This is a genomic window from Amycolatopsis sp. EV170708-02-1, from assembly GCF_022479115.1.
Taxonomy (GTDB): Bacteria; Actinomycetota; Actinomycetes; order Mycobacteriales; family Pseudonocardiaceae; genus Amycolatopsis.
Genome location: NZ_CP092497.1, coordinates 3393230 through 3408738, shown reverse-complemented (window position 1 = coordinate 3408738; position 15509 = coordinate 3393230). Strand labels below are relative to the sequence as shown.

At 69.8% G+C, this 15509-nt stretch carries 15 protein-coding genes; 6 read left to right on the top strand and 9 right to left on the bottom strand.

The features are described 5' to 3' along the window. Positions 1 to 90: 90 nt before the first annotated feature. The 3 genes from MJQ72_RS15895 to MJQ72_RS15885 form a co-directional block, all read right to left on the bottom strand. A complete protein-coding gene (locus MJQ72_RS15895) occupies positions 91 to 318 on the bottom strand; it encodes a hypothetical protein (protein ID WP_007033850.1) in 228 nt (75 codons plus the stop codon). Positions 319 to 434: 116 nt separating this feature from the next. Continuing rightward, complete coding sequence (locus MJQ72_RS15890) at positions 435 to 854, bottom strand: pyridoxamine 5'-phosphate oxidase family protein (RefSeq protein WP_240599884.1); 420 nt, start codon at positions 852 to 854, stop codon at positions 435 to 437. Then, positions 854 to 1795 carry a zinc-binding dehydrogenase gene (locus MJQ72_RS15885; RefSeq protein WP_240599883.1) on the bottom strand — a complete coding sequence of 314 codons (942 nt, stop codon included), beginning with the start codon at positions 1793 to 1795 and terminating at the stop codon, positions 854 to 856. The genes MJQ72_RS15890 and MJQ72_RS15885 overlap by 1 nt, the downstream gene beginning before the upstream one ends. Positions 1796 to 1961: 166 nt before the next feature. Between MJQ72_RS15885 and ald the strand changes: the two genes are divergently transcribed. Beyond that, positions 1962 to 3077 (top strand): alanine dehydrogenase, encoded by a 1116-nt coding sequence (gene ald, locus MJQ72_RS15880; protein WP_240599882.1) that lies wholly within the window; start codon positions 1962 to 1964, stop codon positions 3075 to 3077. A 124-nt stretch (positions 3078 to 3201) separates the two neighbouring features. Continuing rightward, complete coding sequence (locus MJQ72_RS15875; protein ID WP_240599881.1) at positions 3202 to 5928, top strand: BTAD domain-containing putative transcriptional regulator; 2727 nt, start codon at positions 3202 to 3204, stop codon at positions 5926 to 5928. Positions 5929 to 5953: 25 nt separating this feature from the next. On the opposite strand, the gene MJQ72_RS15870 is transcribed toward MJQ72_RS15875, so the two are convergent. The 4 genes from MJQ72_RS15870 to MJQ72_RS15855 are packed head-to-tail and all read right to left on the bottom strand — an operon-like array spanning position 5954 to position 7590. Further along, positions 5954 to 6697 carry a WXG100 family type VII secretion target gene (locus MJQ72_RS15870; RefSeq protein WP_240599880.1) on the bottom strand — a complete coding sequence of 248 codons (744 nt, stop codon included), beginning with the start codon at positions 6695 to 6697 and terminating at the stop codon, positions 5954 to 5956. Then, positions 6690 to 7019, bottom strand: a complete 330-nt coding sequence (locus tag MJQ72_RS15865; protein WP_240599879.1) for a hypothetical protein — start codon at positions 7017 to 7019, stop codon at positions 6690 to 6692. The genes MJQ72_RS15870 and MJQ72_RS15865 overlap by 8 nt, the downstream gene beginning before the upstream one ends. Then, positions 7019 to 7291, bottom strand: a complete 273-nt coding sequence (locus MJQ72_RS15860) for a hypothetical protein (RefSeq protein ID WP_240599878.1) — start codon at positions 7289 to 7291, stop codon at positions 7019 to 7021. The genes MJQ72_RS15865 and MJQ72_RS15860 overlap by 1 nt, the downstream gene beginning before the upstream one ends. Beyond that, positions 7288 to 7590, bottom strand: a complete 303-nt coding sequence (locus MJQ72_RS15855) for a YbaB/EbfC family nucleoid-associated protein (protein ID WP_240599877.1) — start codon at positions 7588 to 7590, stop codon at positions 7288 to 7290. The genes MJQ72_RS15860 and MJQ72_RS15855 overlap by 4 nt, the downstream gene beginning before the upstream one ends. A 575-nt stretch (positions 7591 to 8165) precedes the next feature. On the opposite strand from MJQ72_RS15855, the gene MJQ72_RS15850 reads away from it, so the two are divergent. The 3 genes from MJQ72_RS15850 (at position 8166) to MJQ72_RS15840 (ending at position 14060) form a co-directional block, all read left to right on the top strand. Beyond that, positions 8166 to 9329 carry an ABC transporter ATP-binding protein gene (locus MJQ72_RS15850; protein ID WP_016337043.1) on the top strand — a complete coding sequence of 388 codons (1164 nt, stop codon included), beginning with the start codon at positions 8166 to 8168 and terminating at the stop codon, positions 9327 to 9329. After that, complete coding sequence (locus MJQ72_RS15845) at positions 9329 to 10213, top strand: ABC transporter permease subunit (RefSeq protein ID WP_219148624.1); 885 nt, start codon at positions 9329 to 9331, stop codon at positions 10211 to 10213. The genes MJQ72_RS15850 and MJQ72_RS15845 overlap by 1 nt, the downstream gene beginning before the upstream one ends. Positions 10214 to 10394: 181 nt before the next feature. After that, positions 10395 to 14060 (top strand): ABC transporter ATP-binding protein, encoded by a 3666-nt coding sequence (locus MJQ72_RS15840; protein WP_240599876.1) that lies wholly within the window; start codon positions 10395 to 10397, stop codon positions 14058 to 14060. Positions 14061 to 14262: 202 nt separating this feature from the next. Here MJQ72_RS15840 and MJQ72_RS15835 read toward each other — a convergent pair whose 3' ends face one another. Then, positions 14263 to 14574 carry a hypothetical protein gene (locus MJQ72_RS15835; RefSeq protein WP_240599875.1) on the bottom strand — a complete coding sequence of 104 codons (312 nt, stop codon included), beginning with the start codon at positions 14572 to 14574 and terminating at the stop codon, positions 14263 to 14265. Between the two features lie 74 nt (positions 14575 to 14648). On the opposite strand from MJQ72_RS15835, the gene MJQ72_RS15830 reads away from it, so the two are divergent. After that, positions 14649 to 15218 carry a DUF4291 domain-containing protein gene (locus MJQ72_RS15830; protein ID WP_240599874.1) on the top strand — a complete coding sequence of 190 codons (570 nt, stop codon included), beginning with the start codon at positions 14649 to 14651 and terminating at the stop codon, positions 15216 to 15218. Here MJQ72_RS15830 and MJQ72_RS15825 read toward each other — a convergent pair. Next, complete coding sequence (locus MJQ72_RS15825; RefSeq protein WP_240599873.1) at positions 15215 to 15481, bottom strand: hypothetical protein; 267 nt, start codon at positions 15479 to 15481, stop codon at positions 15215 to 15217. The two genes, MJQ72_RS15830 and MJQ72_RS15825, sit on opposite strands and share 4 nt — an antisense overlap. Positions 15482 to 15509: the final 28 nt, after the last annotated feature.

The window sequence follows — 15509 nt, the reverse complement described above, 5'->3', positions numbered from 1 at the left end:
TTGTAGCGCGACATTCCGAGCCCGGACGTCAGGAAAGGGTCTTTCAGGACGGAAAACGTCTTGAAAGACCCTTTCATGACATTCGACGGTTCAGTGCGCGCTGGCGCGATATCCGTCCTCAATGGTCTGCCGTACCGCGGCGAGCAGATCGGCACCGGGGTAAAGCGGCAAAAGAACACCGGGGCCACCGTCGACCCGAAGCGCGGCTTCGTATCCGTGCCCTGGGGTTTCGACAAGGCCGACGATGACATCGGCCGGATTGCCTTCGGTGTCGACGGTGCGGACACGCCGCTCCCGCCGCCAGTCCTGATTTGTCATGCGGAACAGAATGGCAGCTTACCGGCCAGTAAGATCAACATCTTGACTCGATCGTGCTGCATTTACCGATCCGCAGGTTGCACGACCGCGCCCACCCCAGCGAACGCGGCCGTGCGTCATACCCGATAACCGAGGTCTTCGGCGACGAATCTCTTCGGCACCATCCGGACCCAGACGGTCCCTTTCACCTCGGGATCATCGTGCAGGTAAGAACGAAAACGCGCATCCCATTTGCGCTCGTCCTGACCGAGATACCGGCTCAGCAGCCGCCGTCCACGAGGGACGTCGAACGGCAGCACCTCGGCCTCACCGCGCGCGAGCACCTGCCGCACCTGGCCGGTGCCGACGTCGCAGACGTCGACGGTCACCGCGATCGACGGCGAATCGCGGACGAGCCCGGCCAGCCGCGCCCACGGTCCGGTGAGGATCCAGAAGGCCTTCTTCTCCCAGAGGTACCAGGTCGGGCGCACGGTCGGCCCGACCGCGGCGACCCTGGCCGTGAGCGGACCGGCGAGGAATTCGTCGACGTCGAACATCAGACCTCGAGCAACGTCTTGCCGAGCGTGCCCCTCGACTGCATGACCTCGTGCGCGTCCGCCGCCCGCGCGAGCGGGAACCGTTGGCCGATCACGGGTTCCAGCCGTCCGGCGGCGGCTTCGGCGAGCGCGGACTCGGTGAACGCCCGCATCTGAGCGGGTCCACCGAGGCCCCGGATCACCGTCACCCCGCGCGCGGCGGCGTCCTCTTCGGACACCTCCGTCCACGAACCACTCGACAGGCCGTAGATCAGCATCCGGCCGCCCGGTTTCAGCAAGCCGAACGACGCCGTCCCGATCTCGCCGCCGACCCCGTCGAACACGACGTCGACCTCGCCCGCCTTGTCCGCCCAGCCCGGCTCGCGGTAGTCGACCGCCAGATCGGCGCCGCGCTCCCGGACGTGCTCGGTCTTCGCCGCACCACCCGCCGCGCCGACGACCTCGGCACCGGCGGCCTTGGCGAGCTGGACGACCAGCCCGCCGACCCCGCCCGCCGCGGCCTCGACCAGCACGCGCTCCCCCGGCCGGATCCGCGCGGCGGTCACCAGCGCGGTCGCCGTGCGGCCGTCGGCGAGGATCGCCACCGCGGCGTCGAGGGCCAGACCGTCCGGCACCTCGAAGACGGCATCGGCGTCGACCGCGACCCGTTCCGCGTAGCCCCCGGAACCGCCGGTCGAGGTCACGACGCGTTTGCCGACCAGGCCGAGGTCCGCTCCTTCACCGACCGCGCTGATCACGCCGCCGACCCCGTTGCCCGGGATCAGCGGCGGTTCGGCGCGGAACGGCCCGCCCCCGCCCGCCCCGAACTGCGTCTCGACGAACGTGATGTTGGCGAAGGCCACCTCGATCAGCACCTGGCCCGCTGCGGGCACCGGATCCGGGGCATCGCCCGCGACGAGCACTTCGGGCCCGCCGAACTCTTTCAACCACACGGCTCTCATGTCACCCAAGGTGCAAGCTCCAGTTGACTGGAGGTCAAGCGATTGTGCCGCGAAAACCATGATCGGTTCTCAATCCTGTCGCGGGCGGACGATGACACCGCCGTCCGGGTGGCTCACCGTGAGTGGCAGCACCTTTGTTCGCAGAACCGTCGCCAGGAGGCTTTCCGTGCGTATCGCCGTCCCCCGTGAGATCAAGAAGCATGAATACCGGGTGGCGCTCACCCCGGCGGGCGTGCACGAACTGACCGGGCGGGGCCACGACGTCTTCGTCGAGACCGGCGCGGGCGTCGGCTCGTCCATCTCCGACGACGAGTACGTCGCCGCGGGCGCGAAGATCCTCGCCACGGCGGAGGAGACCTGGTCCGAGGGCGAACTCGTGCTCAAGGTCAAGGAGCCGATCGCCGAAGAGTACCCGCGGCTGCGTGCCGACCAGGTGCTGTTCACCTACCTGCACATCGCCGCGGACCGGCCGCTGACCGACGCGCTGCTGGCCGCGGGCACCACCGCGATCGCCTACGAGACGGTGCAGACCCCGAACCGCGCGCTGCCGCTGCTCGCGCCGATGTCCGAGGTCGCCGGACGGCTGGCGCCGCAGGTGGGCGCGTTCTCCCTGATGAAGCCGAGCGGTGGCCGCGGTGTGCTGCCCGGCGGCATCCCCGGCGTCCACCCGGCGCGCGTGGTCGTGATCGGCGGCGGTGTCGCCGGCCTCAACGCGGCGCGGGTCGCGCTCGGCCTCGGCTCGGACGTCGAGATCCTCGACACCAACGTCGACCGCCTCCGCCAGATCGACAACGACTTCGGCGGCCGCATCCGCACGGTGACCTCGAACGCGCTGTCGGTCGAGCAGTCCGTGCTGGAGGCCGACATGGTCATCGGCGCGGTGCTCGTGCCCGGCGCGAAGGCGCCGAAGCTGGTCTCGAACGATCTCGTCTCGCGGATGCGTCCGGGCAGCGTGCTGGTGGACATCGCGATCGACCAGGGCGGCTGCTTCGCCGACTCGCGGCCGACCACGCACGACGAGCCGACCTACAAGGTCCACGAGTCGGTGTTCTACTGCGTCGCGAACATGCCGGGCGCGGTGCCCCGCACCTCGACCTACGGCCTGACCAACGTGACGCTGCCGTACGCCGTGCAGCTGGCGGAGCACGGCTGGCACAAGGCGCTGCAGGCCGACGCTTCGCTGGCGAAGGGCCTCAACACGCACGCCGGCGCCCTCACGAACGCCCCCGTCGCGGCCGCGCACGGCCTGCCCGCCACAGACCTGGCCACCGTCCTGGCCTGACCCCCACGCCACACTCCCACGCGAGGGACCTTTGCCCGAGAGCAAAGGTCCCTCGCTCCTTTTTGCGTCTTTCCGGCCCCCGGATCCCCGCGTCGCGGCACACTGTCCCGCGGGGAGGTACTCGATGGAATTCGAGGTACTGGGGCCGCTCCGCGTCCGTAACATCACCGTCACCGGACGTATGCAGAGGATCCTGCTGGGGACGCTGCTCGCGAACGCCAACCGCGACGTCCCGGCGAGTGCTCTCGTCGACGTCTTGTGGCCGGGGGAAACCGACGACTCCGCGTCGAAGCTGTACCTGCACGTCCACAAGCTGAGGCGGCTGCTCGGCGAGCCGGATCGGCTGACGAGCGGAGAGGGCGGCTACCGCCTGCGTGTGCTGCCCGGGGAGCTCGACGCCGAGCGGTTCGAGTCGCTCGTGGACGAAGCCGCCGCGAGCGATCCGCGGCGGTGCGCCGAACTGTCGCGTGAGGCGCTCGGCCTGTGGCGCGGTGAGCCGTACGACGGCCTCGACTCGCCGGAGCTGGCCGATCAGGCACGGCGGCTCACCGAGCGGCGGCTGGCCGCGATCGAGACGCTGTGCCAGGCCGAACTCGCCGCAGGCAAGCACACGTCCCTGGTGGACGAGCTGACCGAACTGGTACGCAGTCACCCGTTCCGGGAACGCCTGCACGAATTGCTGATGATCGCGCTGTACCGGGCGGGGCGGCGCACCGCGGCCTTGGCCGTCTACCGCGCGGCACGAAGACTGTTCGTCGAGGAGCTCGGGATCGAACCGGGCCCGGAGCTTCGCGAAGCCGAAAGACGAATCCTCGCCGGGCTACCGATCGAACCGGCGGGCGCGCCGGCACCGGCGGTCGTACCGTCGGAATTACCCCGCACCGTGCGGAACTTCGTCGGCAGAACGGCGGAACTGTCCGAATTGGACGATCAGCTCGTGCTGTCCGGCCGGGACTCGGCGCCGGTGTGCGTCGTGGTCGGCACGGCAGGCGTCGGCAAGACCGCGACGGTGGTCCGCTGGGGCAACCGGGTCCGCTCCCGGTTCCCCGACGGCCAGCTGTACGTCGATCTCCGGGGTTACGGGCCGGAGCAGCCGCCCTCGGCCGCGAACGTGCTCGAAGGATTCCTCCAGGCACTGGGTGTCGAAGGCCCGGCGATCCCCCGCGATCTCGCGGCGCGCGCGGCGCGGTTCCGGTCGCTGGCCGCCCGCCGCCGTCTGCTCGTCGTGCTCGACAACGCGCGTACCTGCGAGCAGGTCCGGCCCTTGCTGCCGATGAGTTCGTCCTGCCACGTCGTCGTGACGAGCCGGGATTCACTCGCCGGGCTGGTGGCCCGCGACGGCGCGAACCGGATCGTCCTGCGACGGCTCCCGCCTTCCGACGCGCGGGAGTTGTTCCGCGGGCTCGCGGGCGAACGGACGGACGACGCCGCGGACGCGATCGACAAGGTGGTGCGGCACTGCGTCCGGCTGCCGCTCGCCCTGCGGGTCGCCGCGGAGATCTTCCGGGCACGCGACAACATCAGCGTCGCCGGCCTCGCCGCCGAACTGGCGGACGAGCATCGGCGCCTCGACCTGATGGACGCCGACGGCGACGCCCATACCGCGATCCGCTCGGTGTTCTCCCGGTCCTTCCATCACCTGCCGCCGCCGTCCGCGCGGCTCTTCGTCCTGTGGGGCCTCCATCCCGGGCACGACCTCACGGCTCCCGCGTTCGCCGCGCTCTCCGGCGAGGACCTGCGCGCCACCCGGCGTGCCCTCGACGCGCTCACCCGATCGCACCTCGTCGAGGAGGGCTTCGCCGGGCGGTACCGGACACACGACCTGCTCCGCGCCTACGCACGGGAACTCGCGGACGAGGTCGAGCCCGCTTGCCGCGAGGCGGCGACACGGCGTCTGTTCGTGTGGTTCCTGCACACGGTGATCGCGGCACGCGCCCTCGTCGACCCGAAGGCCCGCGTGATCGACTTGGACGGCGTGGAGGAGACGAGGACCGAACCACCGTTCCACACCCGTGAAGACGCGCTCACCTGGTTCGCCGCCGAGCGCGCGAACCTGGTGACCGTGGTGCGGACCGCGGCGGAACAGGGCGCCGAGGACGTCGCTTGCCTGCTGGCCGCCGCGCTGATGCGGTTGTTCTACTTGACCAAACACTGGGACGACTGGCTGGTCACCCACGAGATCGCGGTGTCCGCGGCCCGGCGGTCCGGCAGGCGCGCCGACGAGGCCTACCTGCTGCTCGGCCTCGGGATCGCGCACGACGACGTCGGCGGCTTCGAGAAGGCGATCGAGTACTTCCGCACCACGGCGGAGGTGTTCCGCGAACTCGGCAACCGGCACGGGCAGGCGTGGACGTCGAACAACCTCGGCGTGACGCAGGACAGCATGGGCCGCTTCGCCGATGCGGCGAGGAGTTACACGTCCGCACTCGAGATGTTCCGGGCGGACGGCGACGTCCACGGCGAGGGCATCGCGCTGAACAACCTCGGCGATCTGCGCCGTCAGCAGGGCCTGTTCGACGACTCCCTGCGTCATCTGCGGGACGCCGTCGATCTGCAGCGGAACAGCGGCGATCGCACGTCGCTGCGGTTCACCCTGCGCACGCTCGGCGACCTGTACCGGGACAGGGGGCTGCGGGAGCAGGCGAGCGAGGAATACCGGCACGCGCTCGCGATCACCCGCGAGCTGGACGACCGATGGGGCTCGGCCCGGCTGCTCGTCCAGCTCGCCGACCTGTCGGCGGCGGACGGACGGGAAACCGAGGCGCGGGACCACCTCAACGAGGCACTCCTGCTGTGCACGGCGACCGGCGACCCGATCGCCGACAAGATCCGGGCCCGCCTCGGCGCGTGAGGGTTCACGCGCCGAGGCGGACGGCTCAGGCGGGTTCCGCTTCGGCCGTGTCCGGTTCTTCGGGGGTCGTGACGCCGCCTTGCGACACGCCCATCCCGGCTTCGGCAGGCAGCTTCTTGTCCTCCGGCGGGTGCTCGGGCGCCGGTTCGAGGACCCACTTGTCCGGGTTACCCACTTCGGACGGCAGTGTTCCCGGCGCCGGGAAGCTGAGCGCGGAGATCTCGATGGCCTTCACGTTGGCCGCGAACTCGCCCATCGTCGAGAGGGCGTTCTCGATGAGATCGGCGTAGCTGGTGGCCAGATCGTTGATCGCGCCGAGCACCTCGGTCGGGTCGAGAAGACTGGCGCAGCCGGCGGCCGCCTTCGTGATGAACCCGATGGCCATCCCCCACGTCTCGTGCACGAAGGCGATCGTTTGGGCGAGCAGGGTGCCCACTTCCCCCAGTTTCGCGGCCGTCAGGTCGCACTCCTGGACGATCCGATCGGTATGGGTCTTGAACGCGTCGAACGCGCCACCCTGCCAATACGCGTCCAGTGAACCGAGTTTCGTGTTGAGCCCGTCGGCCACCGTGCTCGGTGTCTTCTGCGCTTCGCCCCATTGGCCGGCGCGCGCCGACGGGATCGTGTGGTCGCCGAGAATCTTGCGGATCTCGTCGAGAACCACCTTCACGCCGGTCGCGACCGCGGGACCGCAGACGACGCTCACGAAATCCGCGGCGTCCTGCACGGTCGCCGCGTCTTCTTCCGGGTACGGCGCGGGTTCAGTCATCGTCGCTCCCCAGATAGCCGAACTGCTCGTAGTACTCGGCGTCTTGCGCGGCGTACGTGTTGGCGACGGTGACGAGCGCGGACTCGGTGTCCTCGAAGCTCTTGATCGCCTCGCCGAGTTTCTCGACGACGAGCGTGCACGCCGCGTTGTACGCCTCGATGTATCCCGCGCCGGTGGCTAGCAGGCCGAGGTCGCCCGGTTGCATCGTCAACCCGCCGACCGTGTCCTTGAGCGTGGTCCACGAGTCGGCCGCGGCCTGGAACTCCGTCGCCATGTTCGCGAGCGATTCCGGGACGACCTCGTAGCCGGTTCCCTCCGCCATCAGCGCTTCCTCCGTTCGACTCGCTCGGTCCTGGCGGCCTGTTCGGCCCGCTCGATCGCCGCGAGGAGGTGGCCGCCGAGGGCGGCCGGGTTCATCGCGCGCAGTGCCCGCTCGTCGAGGTCGACGGCGACCAGGTCACCGGCCTCGTCGACGTGGACCCTGCCGAGGCCGGCGTCGATGTCCGCGCCGGCGAAGTGTTCTTCGCCCCGGGAAGCGGGCCGCCTGTCGTCTTCCTCGTCATCGAGGTCGTGAAGCCGCAGCAGGCCGTTCATCGGACGCTCGCCTGGAACTGCCGCCGGTATTCGGCGCGGGCCTCGTCACGCGCCTGGCCGACCGCCTCGACGATGTACGCGCCGAGTTCGCCGCCGCGGCTGCGGGCCACGGCGGCCCGGTCGATGTGGATCCCGACGAGCCGAGCCCGATGATCCACCTCCGCACGCACGAGTCCCCCACGCGCCGAAGCCGTGTAGTGCCGCCCCGCCAGTTCCCCCTCGGCCCGCCCCAACGCGGCCTTGCTCCTGGCGAGGAACTCCCCGAACTCTCTGATCTTCCGTACCGGATCGGTGTCCACCGGTCGCTCTCCCCTCGTCACCTGAACGACGACAGGATCACTCCCACACCTTTCCTGCACCTTTCCCCAACTTTCGCGATCAGGGCCAGGCCAGGGCGCCCCGCGCCCTAGGCCACCCCCTCGCGAACCGGCGCCGACCGCGCCGCGGGGGTCCGGGGGGCTCGGCCCCCCGGGTGATACGACGAAGCCCCACCTCCGGGAAGACGCGCCAGCGTCGACCGGGGCAGGGCAAAGGGGCTGAGGGCGGCCCGCTCGACCAGCCTGGGGGTCACTGGGAGCGGGCCGCCTCCTACATCGTAGGTAATAAGTCGCCGTCGCGCTGCATGGGGTTGCCATGTCTTCCGAATTATTTCTTCACAGACCCCTGGTGCGGTCGGTGATTTTCCACGCTTTGCGTCGTATATCCGGTAGTCAGCGGCCGTTCGGCGCAGCGGCGGGTGCACTGGAGGGCGGATTCGTCACTCGAGGGAACGTGACGAAGGTCGCTTTCGGCGGATTGGCCCCTTCCTCGGGTGCGGGCTCACCCCGTGAGGCAGGATGTCGCGTGATCGGCCTTCGTCAACAAAAGGGACGGTATGCACGACGGCAGTGGCCGCATCGCGGTGCAGAACCTGAGCAAGCAGTTCGGTGCGGTCAACGCGGTCCAGAATCTGAGCTTCACGGTGGAGCCCGGTTCGGTGACCGGCTTCCTGGGGCCCAACGGGGCCGGGAAGACCACGACGCTGAGGATGCTGCTCGGGCTGGTGACGCCCACGAACGGCACGGCGACCATCAACGGGCGCCCGCACGACCAGCTGGGGAATCCGGCGCGGGTCGTCGGTTCGGTGCTGGAGAACGAGGGTTTCCACCCGGGACGCACGGCGCGGAATCACCTGCGCGTGTACTCGGCGGCGATCGGGATGCCGGATCAGCGGGTGGACGAGGTCCTGGGGCTGGTGGGTCTTTCGTCGGCGGCGGACCGCAAGGCGGGCGGGTTCTCGCTCGGTATGCGGCAGCGGCTGGCGCTGGCGACGGCGTTGCTGGGGAATCCGCAGGTGCTGGTGCTGGACGAGCCGACGAACGGGCTCGACCCCGAAGGCATCCTGTGGCTTCGGAACTTCCTGCGCGCGTACGCGCGTGAGGGGCGCACGGTGCTGGTCTCGAGTCACCTCCTGAACGAGGTGGAGCAGACGATCGACCAGGTCGTGATCATCAGCCAGGGCATGACGCGCTACAACGGCTCGCTGGACCAGTTGCGCAAGAGCAACCAGTCCCGGGTGCTGGTGCAGTCGGCCGACGCGAGCGGCCTCGTCTCCGCGTTGCAGGAGGCGGGGATCACGCAGGTCGCGCCGATGCCGGACGGCCGGGTCGCGGTCTCCGGCGCGACGGTGCAGCAGATCGGTGACGTCTCCGCGAAGGCGAGCATCGCGGTCTACGGCATGCAGGAGGAGACGGCGGATCTGGAGCGCATGTTCTTCCAGCTGACGCAGGGCCAGTACGCCGCGCCGCCGCCCGGGTTCCAGCAGGGCCCGCCGCCGGGCTACCAGGGTCCGCCTCCGGGTTATCAGGGCCCGCCGCCCGGGTATCAGGGGCCGCCTCCCGGCTACGCGCCGCAGAACACGCCGCCGCCCGGTTTCGCGCCGCCGCAGCAGTTCCAGCAGCAGGGCCAGCCGCCGCAGCAACCGCAGTACCAGCAGGCGCCGCCTCAGCAGCAGGCGCAGCAGCAGGGCCAGAACGAGGGCTGGGGAGGCCAGGGCTGATGGGCAACCTGATCAAGGCGGAGTTCCGCAAGACGCTCACGCTCAAGGCGTGGTGGGCGCTGATGATCCCCGCGGTGGTCTTCGCTTTCGCGTTCGCCCTGTTCTGGGGCATGGTCACCAACGACTTCAGCGATTTCCTCGGCCGCTCGGACACCCGCGAGCTGACCGAGGCGCTCGGCATCTCGACCGGTGAGCTGCCCGTCGGCCTGCTCGCCCTCGGGCACGGCATCAACATCGGCACGATGATCCCGATCATCTTCGGCGTCTTCGCCCTCGCCGGCGAGTACACGAAGAAGACGATCACGACAACGTTCCTCACCGCCCCGAACCGGGTTTCGGCGTTGAGCGCGAAGATGATCACCTACATCGCCTGGGGCGCGATCTACGGCGTGATCATCGTGGCCGCGGCGAGCCTCGGCACCGTGATCACGGTCGACAGCCAGCGCCTTCCGACCGCGGGCCAGTGGCTCGGCGTACTCGGCGCGGGTGTCCTCGCGACGATCCTGGCGACCCTGTTCGGTATCGGGGTCGGCGCGGTCTGGCGCAGCGTGGTCGGCAGCATCATCACGCTGACCATCTGGATGCTGGTGGTCGAGAACGTGCTGGTGTTCGTCATGTTCGGCGCCGCGGACATCACCTGGCTGGGCGGTGTCCTGCCGAACGGCACGGTCAACGGCATCGTGGGCGCCATCGGCGCGGAGGCGTTCGGCGCCGCCGGCGTGAAGGTGCCCGGCCTGCAGGACGAGACGGCGTGGGCGCTGCAGTACGCGGCCGGTGCTCCGGGCGCGTTCTCGTGGTGGGCCTCGGCGCTCATCTTCTTCGGCTGGACGATGATCTTCTTCCTCGCCGGATGGGCCGTGAACCAGAAGAAGGACATCACCTGAGTCACACCCACACGTGACCTGAAAGGCCCCTTCATCGCGAAATCCGCGATGAAGGGGCCTTTCATCGCGTTCGGCCCTGCGCGAACCGCCCGGTCCTGTCGGTGCGGACGCATAGGCTTGCGGGGTGACCACTGCTCCACCTCGTCCCCGTCAAGCCAGTCCGGCACGTGAGACGGCCCCGGTGCCCACCGGAGGCTGGATCCGCCGCCTGGCCGCTTCGTGCTGGAAACATCCTTGGCTCGTCGTGCTCTCGCTGGGCGCGGCGATCATCGGCGTCGGGCTCCAGGCCGCCGGCCCGCTGCTGATCCGCGAGGCGCTGGACGACGCCGTCGCGGGAGACACCTCCCGGCTCGGCCTGCTCGCCGCCGTCATGGCGCTGCTGCAGGTGCTGACGTTCGGCAACGCCTTCGCCCGCCGGTACGTCGGCGGGCGGCTGGCCCTCGACGTCCAGCACGACCTGCGCCGCCAGGTGTTCGGCGCGGTCTCGCGGCTCGACGGCGGCAAGCAGGACGCGTTGCGCACCGGCCAGGTCGCCTCGCGCGCGATCTCGGATCTGCAGCTGGTCACCTCGGTCCTGATGCAGGTGCCGCTCTCGGCGGGTTCGGTGATCTTCGCGCTGCTGTCGCTCGGCGCGATGCTGTGGATGTCGCCGACGCTGACGTTGATCGCGATGGTGGTCGCCCCGGCGATCGCGATCATCATGGCGGTGAGCCGGAAGCGGCTCTTCCCGGCGACGTGGGCGGCCCAGCAGCGCGCGGCCGACGTCGCGCAACAGGTCGAGGAGACCGTCACCGGCGTACGTGTCGTGAAGGGCTTCGGCCAGGAAGCGCGCGAAGTCGCGAAGCTGGAGAAGACGGCGAGGAAGCTCTTCGCCGAACGCATGCGCGCGGCGCGGCTCTCGTCCTTGCCGACGGCCACGACGGCGGCCCTCCCCGCGGCGGGTCAGGTCGCGGTGCTGGCGGTCGGCGGCATCCTGGCGTTGAAGGGCGAGGTCAGCCTCGGCACCTTCCTGGCCTTCGCGACCTATCTGTCCATCCTGATCGGCCCGGCGCGGATGATCTCGAGCCTCGTCGTCCAGGCGCAGCTGACCAGGGCGGGCGCGGAACGCGTCAACGAACTCATCGACGCGCAGCCCGACGTCGTCGACAGCCCGGACGCGCGCCCCCTGCCCGACGGCCCGCTCGGTGTCCGGCTGGAAGACGTCTCCTTCGGCTACACGCGGTCGGATCCCGTGCTCGACGGGCTCACCCTGGAGGCGCGGCCGGGCGAAACACTCGCGCTGGTCGGCACGGCCGGTTCGGGTAAATCGACGATCTCCTTGCTGCTGCCCAGGTTCTACGACGTGCACAGCGGTTCGGTCCAGGTCGGCGACCTCGACGTCCGCGACGTCCGGCAGCACGATCTGCGCAGCGCGATCGGCGTCGTCTTCGAAGAGGCGTTCCTCTTCTCCTCGTCGGTCCGCGACAACATCGCCTACGGCAGGCCGGACGCGAGCGACGAAGAGATCCGAGCGGCCGCGCGGGCGGCGGAGGCGGACGAGTTCATCCAGCGCCTCCCCGACGGCTACGACACGCTCGTCGGCGAGCGCGGGCTCACGTTGTCGGGCGGTCAGCGGCAGCGGCTCGGCCTCGCCAGGGCGCTGATGACCGATCCGCGCGTGCTGGTCCTCGACGACGCGACCTCCGCCATCGACACGGTCACCGAGGCGGCGATCCACGACACGCTGCGCTCGGTCACCGCGAGCCGGACGACCCTGCTGATCGCGCACCGCCGCTCCACCCTCGCCCTCGCCGACCGGATCGCCGTGCTCGACAAGGGCCGCGTCGTCGACGTCGGCACCGAGGAGGAGCTGCTCGCGCGCTGCCCGCTGTTCCGCGAGCTCGTCGCCGGCCCGGGTGACGACGTCGAGGAGCCGCATCGCTGCGAGGGTCTCGACTGCGGCCCCGCCGGGATCACCCCCGCGCTGTGGCCGGAGCAGGACAAGGCCGACGAGCTGGCGAGCGAGCGGAAGGGCTCGGGCGGCGAATGGGACGTCGACCTGCCGCCGAGCCGGGAACTCATCGAAGGCGTGCGGAAGCTGCCGCCCGCCACGGATGTCCCGCGACTGCCGGGCACCGATGTCACCGCGCCCGAACCGAAGTTCCGCCTCGGCCGCCTGCTGAAGCCCGTGCGCGGCCCGCTCGCCGTGGTGATCGGACTGGTCGCGGCGGACGCGCTGGCCACCATCGCGATGCCCGCGCTGTATCAGCACGGCATCGACAACGGCGTGCGCGCCGGCGCGGAGGCGGTGATCTGGCTGGCCGCCGGGATCGGCGCGCTGGTGATCCTCACCGACTGGCTGGTGGTGTACCTCCAGACGAGGATGACGGCGCGGGTCGGTGAGACGGTGCTGTACTCGCTGCGCGTGCGCAGTTACGCCCATCTGCAACGGCTCGGGCTCGACTTCTACGAACGCGAACTGTCCGGGAAGATCATGACCCGGATGACCACCGACGTCGACGCGCTCTCGACGTTCCTGCAGACCGGCGTCGCGCAGGCGGTGGTGAGCGCGCTGACGCTGGTCGGGATCGCGGCGGCGTTGATGATCACCGACATCGGTTTGGCGGCGTACGCGCTCGCGGTGCTGCCGATCCTCGTCGTGGCGACGGTGATCTTCCGCCGCGCGTCGTCCAAGGCGTACACCGAAGCCCGGGAACGGGTCAGTGTCGTCAACGCGGACATGCAGGAGAACGTGAACGGGTTGCGGGTCGCGCAGGCGTACACGCGCGAGGAGCGCACTGCCGAGAAGTTCGCGTCCCGAAGCGACGAATACCGGCGTTCGCGGCTTCGCGCCCAGCGTCTTGTCGCGACGTACTTCCCTTTCGCGGCAATGCTTTCCGGATTGGCCGAGGTCGTCGTGCTGATCGTCGGCGCGAACCGGGTCGCGGCGGGCACGTTGTCGGCCGGTGTGCTGGTGGCGTTCCTGTTGTACCTGGGCCAGTTCTTCTCGCCGATCCAGCAACTGTCCTCGGTGTTCGACGGCTACCAGCAGGCGCGGGTCGGCCTGACGCGGATCGGTGATCTCCTGCGCACGCCGACTTCCGTTCCGCAGGCGGAAAACCCGGTCGCCATGCCGGACCGGCTGCGCGGCGAGGTCTCCTTCAAGGACGTCGATTTCGCTTACACCGCAACGGACGAACCCGCCCTTTCGCAGCTCTCACTGGAAGTCGCGCCCGGCGAGACGGTCGCACTGGTCGGCGCGACGGGAGCCGGGAAGTCGACGGCGGTGAAGCTCGTCGCGCGCTTCTACGACGCGACAGGCGGCGTGGTCCGGATCGACGGCACCGACATCCGCGAGTACGACCTCGCCGCCCTCCGCACGCGGATGGGTGTGGTACCACAGGAAGCGCATCTGTTCTCGGGAACCGTCGCGGACAATGTGCGCTACGGCAGGCCTTCCGCGACGGACGCTGAGGTCGAACAGGCGGTCCGGTCCGTCGGCGCGCTCGACGGTGTCGCCGCGCTCCCGGCCGGTTTCCACCAGCCCGTCGGTGAACGCGGACGGTCCCTTTCGGCCGGGCAACGGCAACTCGTCGCCCTCGCCCGCGCCGAACTCGTGGACCCGGACGTCCTCCTGCTCGACGAGGCGACCGCGGCGCTCGACCCGTCCACCGAAGCCGCCGTCCTGCGCGCGACCGAACAGCTCGCGCGCCGCCGCACGACGTTCGTGGTCGCGCACCGTCTCGCCACCGCCGCCAAGGCGGACCGGATCGTGGTGCTGGACCACGGCCGGATCATCGAACAGGGCACCCACGCGGAACTCGTCGCCGCAGGCGGCCACTACGCCCGCCTTTGGTCCCTGGGCTGACCAGCGCCTCGTGAGTGGCGAGGACGGTTAGAACCGTCCTCGCCACTCACGAGCCATGCCGCCACCCTCGCGGCCAGGTCCCGCCACGTGTCGTCCGTCCAATCACGCGTGTTACGCCTTCAATCACGCGAGTCGCGCCCCCAATCACGCGAGTCGCGCCTCCAAGCACGTCAGAACGCCCTTCACGACACCGCGGCCACCCTCACCCGGCCACGAGATCGAGCTGGAACTGCGCCCCCGGAGCCTCCGGCTCCCACCCACGCGCCAGCGCCAGCCGGATCGCGCTTTCGACATCCGAAGGCAGCACGGCCTTCGACGGCACCCCCATGTAGTTCAACGGGTGCGCGTGATCCGTCCGAACCACCAGCACCGCACCCCGCGCGTCCTCCAATTCCACCCCGTACGAAAGGAAATACCCGCCGTCCTGTGCGTAGGTGGGCTTCCGCCGGACGAGCCACCGGTAAGCGATGTCGTCGACCACGATCCGTCGCGATCCCTTGCGCAGCAATGCCATGAAGCCAGCATGAACGGGCGGGCAAGGGAATTTCGGTCGCGCATACCCGCGGCACCTGTCACGCTGAACGGGAAATGAAAGAAGAGATCCCGGCGCGGCAGATCCGCGCCCAGTACACCGAAACCACGATCCGCGTCTATCAGGCGTACGCCCCGGCCATCGCCGATGCCGCGCTGAAGGCGGGCACCTTCGTGCCGCCGTTCAAACGCGAACGCATGACCTGGATCAAGCCGTCCTTCCTCTGGATGGCGTACCGCTGCGGTTGGGCCGCGAAGCCCGGCCAAGAGCGCGTACTCGCCCTCGACATCACTCGCGAGGGTTTCGCCTGGGCGCTCGAACACGCCGCGCTCAGCCACTACGACCCCGACGTCCATCCCGACCGGCAGACGTGGCAGAACGCCGTCAAGACCAGCCCGGTCCGCGTCCAATGGGATCCGGAACGCAGCATCCGGCTCGGTCCCCTGAAGCACCGTTCGCTCCAGATGGGGCTGAGCGGCGAGGCCGTCGATCGCTATGTCGACAAATGGATCACGGCGGTCACCGACGTCACCCCGCTCATGCGCGAGGTCGGCGCACTGGTGGCGGCGAACCGCATCGAAGACGCCGAAGCGCTGCTACCCGCGGAGCGTCCGTACCCCGGCTAGGGCCGCCACTTGAGGCCGCCCATCCCTGCGACCTCGAGGTCCTTGACCGAAGCCCACCGGACGGTCCCCGGCCGGACGTGCACGCCGGCCGCCACCGTCCAGTCCGGCTCGTCGGGCTCGACGTGCTCCATCTCCTTGAAGTCGTCGAGCGTCGGCCAGACCGCCGAGCACGAGTCGCACATCAGCACGACCTTGCCGGACTCGGTGACCAGCGGGCGCACGCGCCCCTCGTCCCAGAACGACGGGCACTCGTCCAGCCACATGGGCCGCCACCACCTCGCGGGGATCGGC

Coding starts and splice junctions, on each gene's coding strand:
- MJQ72_RS15895 (WP_007033850.1), bottom strand. CDS start 318: ATGACAAATCAGGACTGGCGGCGGGAGCGGCGTGTCCGCACCGTCGAC.
- MJQ72_RS15890 (WP_240599884.1), bottom strand. CDS start 854: ATGTTCGACGTCGACGAATTCCTCGCCGGTCCGCTCACGGCCAGGGTC.
- MJQ72_RS15885 (WP_240599883.1), bottom strand. CDS start 1,795: ATGAGAGCCGTGTGGTTGAAAGAGTTCGGCGGGCCCGAAGTGCTCGTC.
- MJQ72_RS15875 (WP_240599881.1), top strand. CDS start 3,202: ATGGAATTCGAGGTACTGGGGCCGCTCCGCGTCCGTAACATCACCGTC.
- MJQ72_RS15870 (WP_240599880.1), bottom strand. CDS start 6,697: ATGACTGAACCCGCGCCGTACCCGGAAGAAGACGCGGCGACCGTGCAG.
- MJQ72_RS15865 (WP_240599879.1), bottom strand. CDS start 7,019: ATGGCGGAGGGAACCGGCTACGAGGTCGTCCCGGAATCGCTCGCGAAC.
- MJQ72_RS15860 (WP_240599878.1), bottom strand. CDS start 7,291: ATGAACGGCCTGCTGCGGCTTCACGACCTCGATGACGAGGAAGACGAC.
- MJQ72_RS15850 (WP_016337043.1), top strand. CDS start 8,166: ATGCACGACGGCAGTGGCCGCATCGCGGTGCAGAACCTGAGCAAGCAG.
- MJQ72_RS15845 (WP_219148624.1), top strand. CDS start 9,329: ATGGGCAACCTGATCAAGGCGGAGTTCCGCAAGACGCTCACGCTCAAG.
- MJQ72_RS15835 (WP_240599875.1), bottom strand. CDS start 14,574: ATGGCATTGCTGCGCAAGGGATCGCGACGGATCGTGGTCGACGACATC.
- MJQ72_RS15830 (WP_240599874.1), top strand. CDS start 14,649: ATGAAAGAAGAGATCCCGGCGCGGCAGATCCGCGCCCAGTACACCGAA.
- MJQ72_RS15825 (WP_240599873.1), bottom strand. CDS start 15,481: ATGTGGCTGGACGAGTGCCCGTCGTTCTGGGACGAGGGGCGCGTGCGC.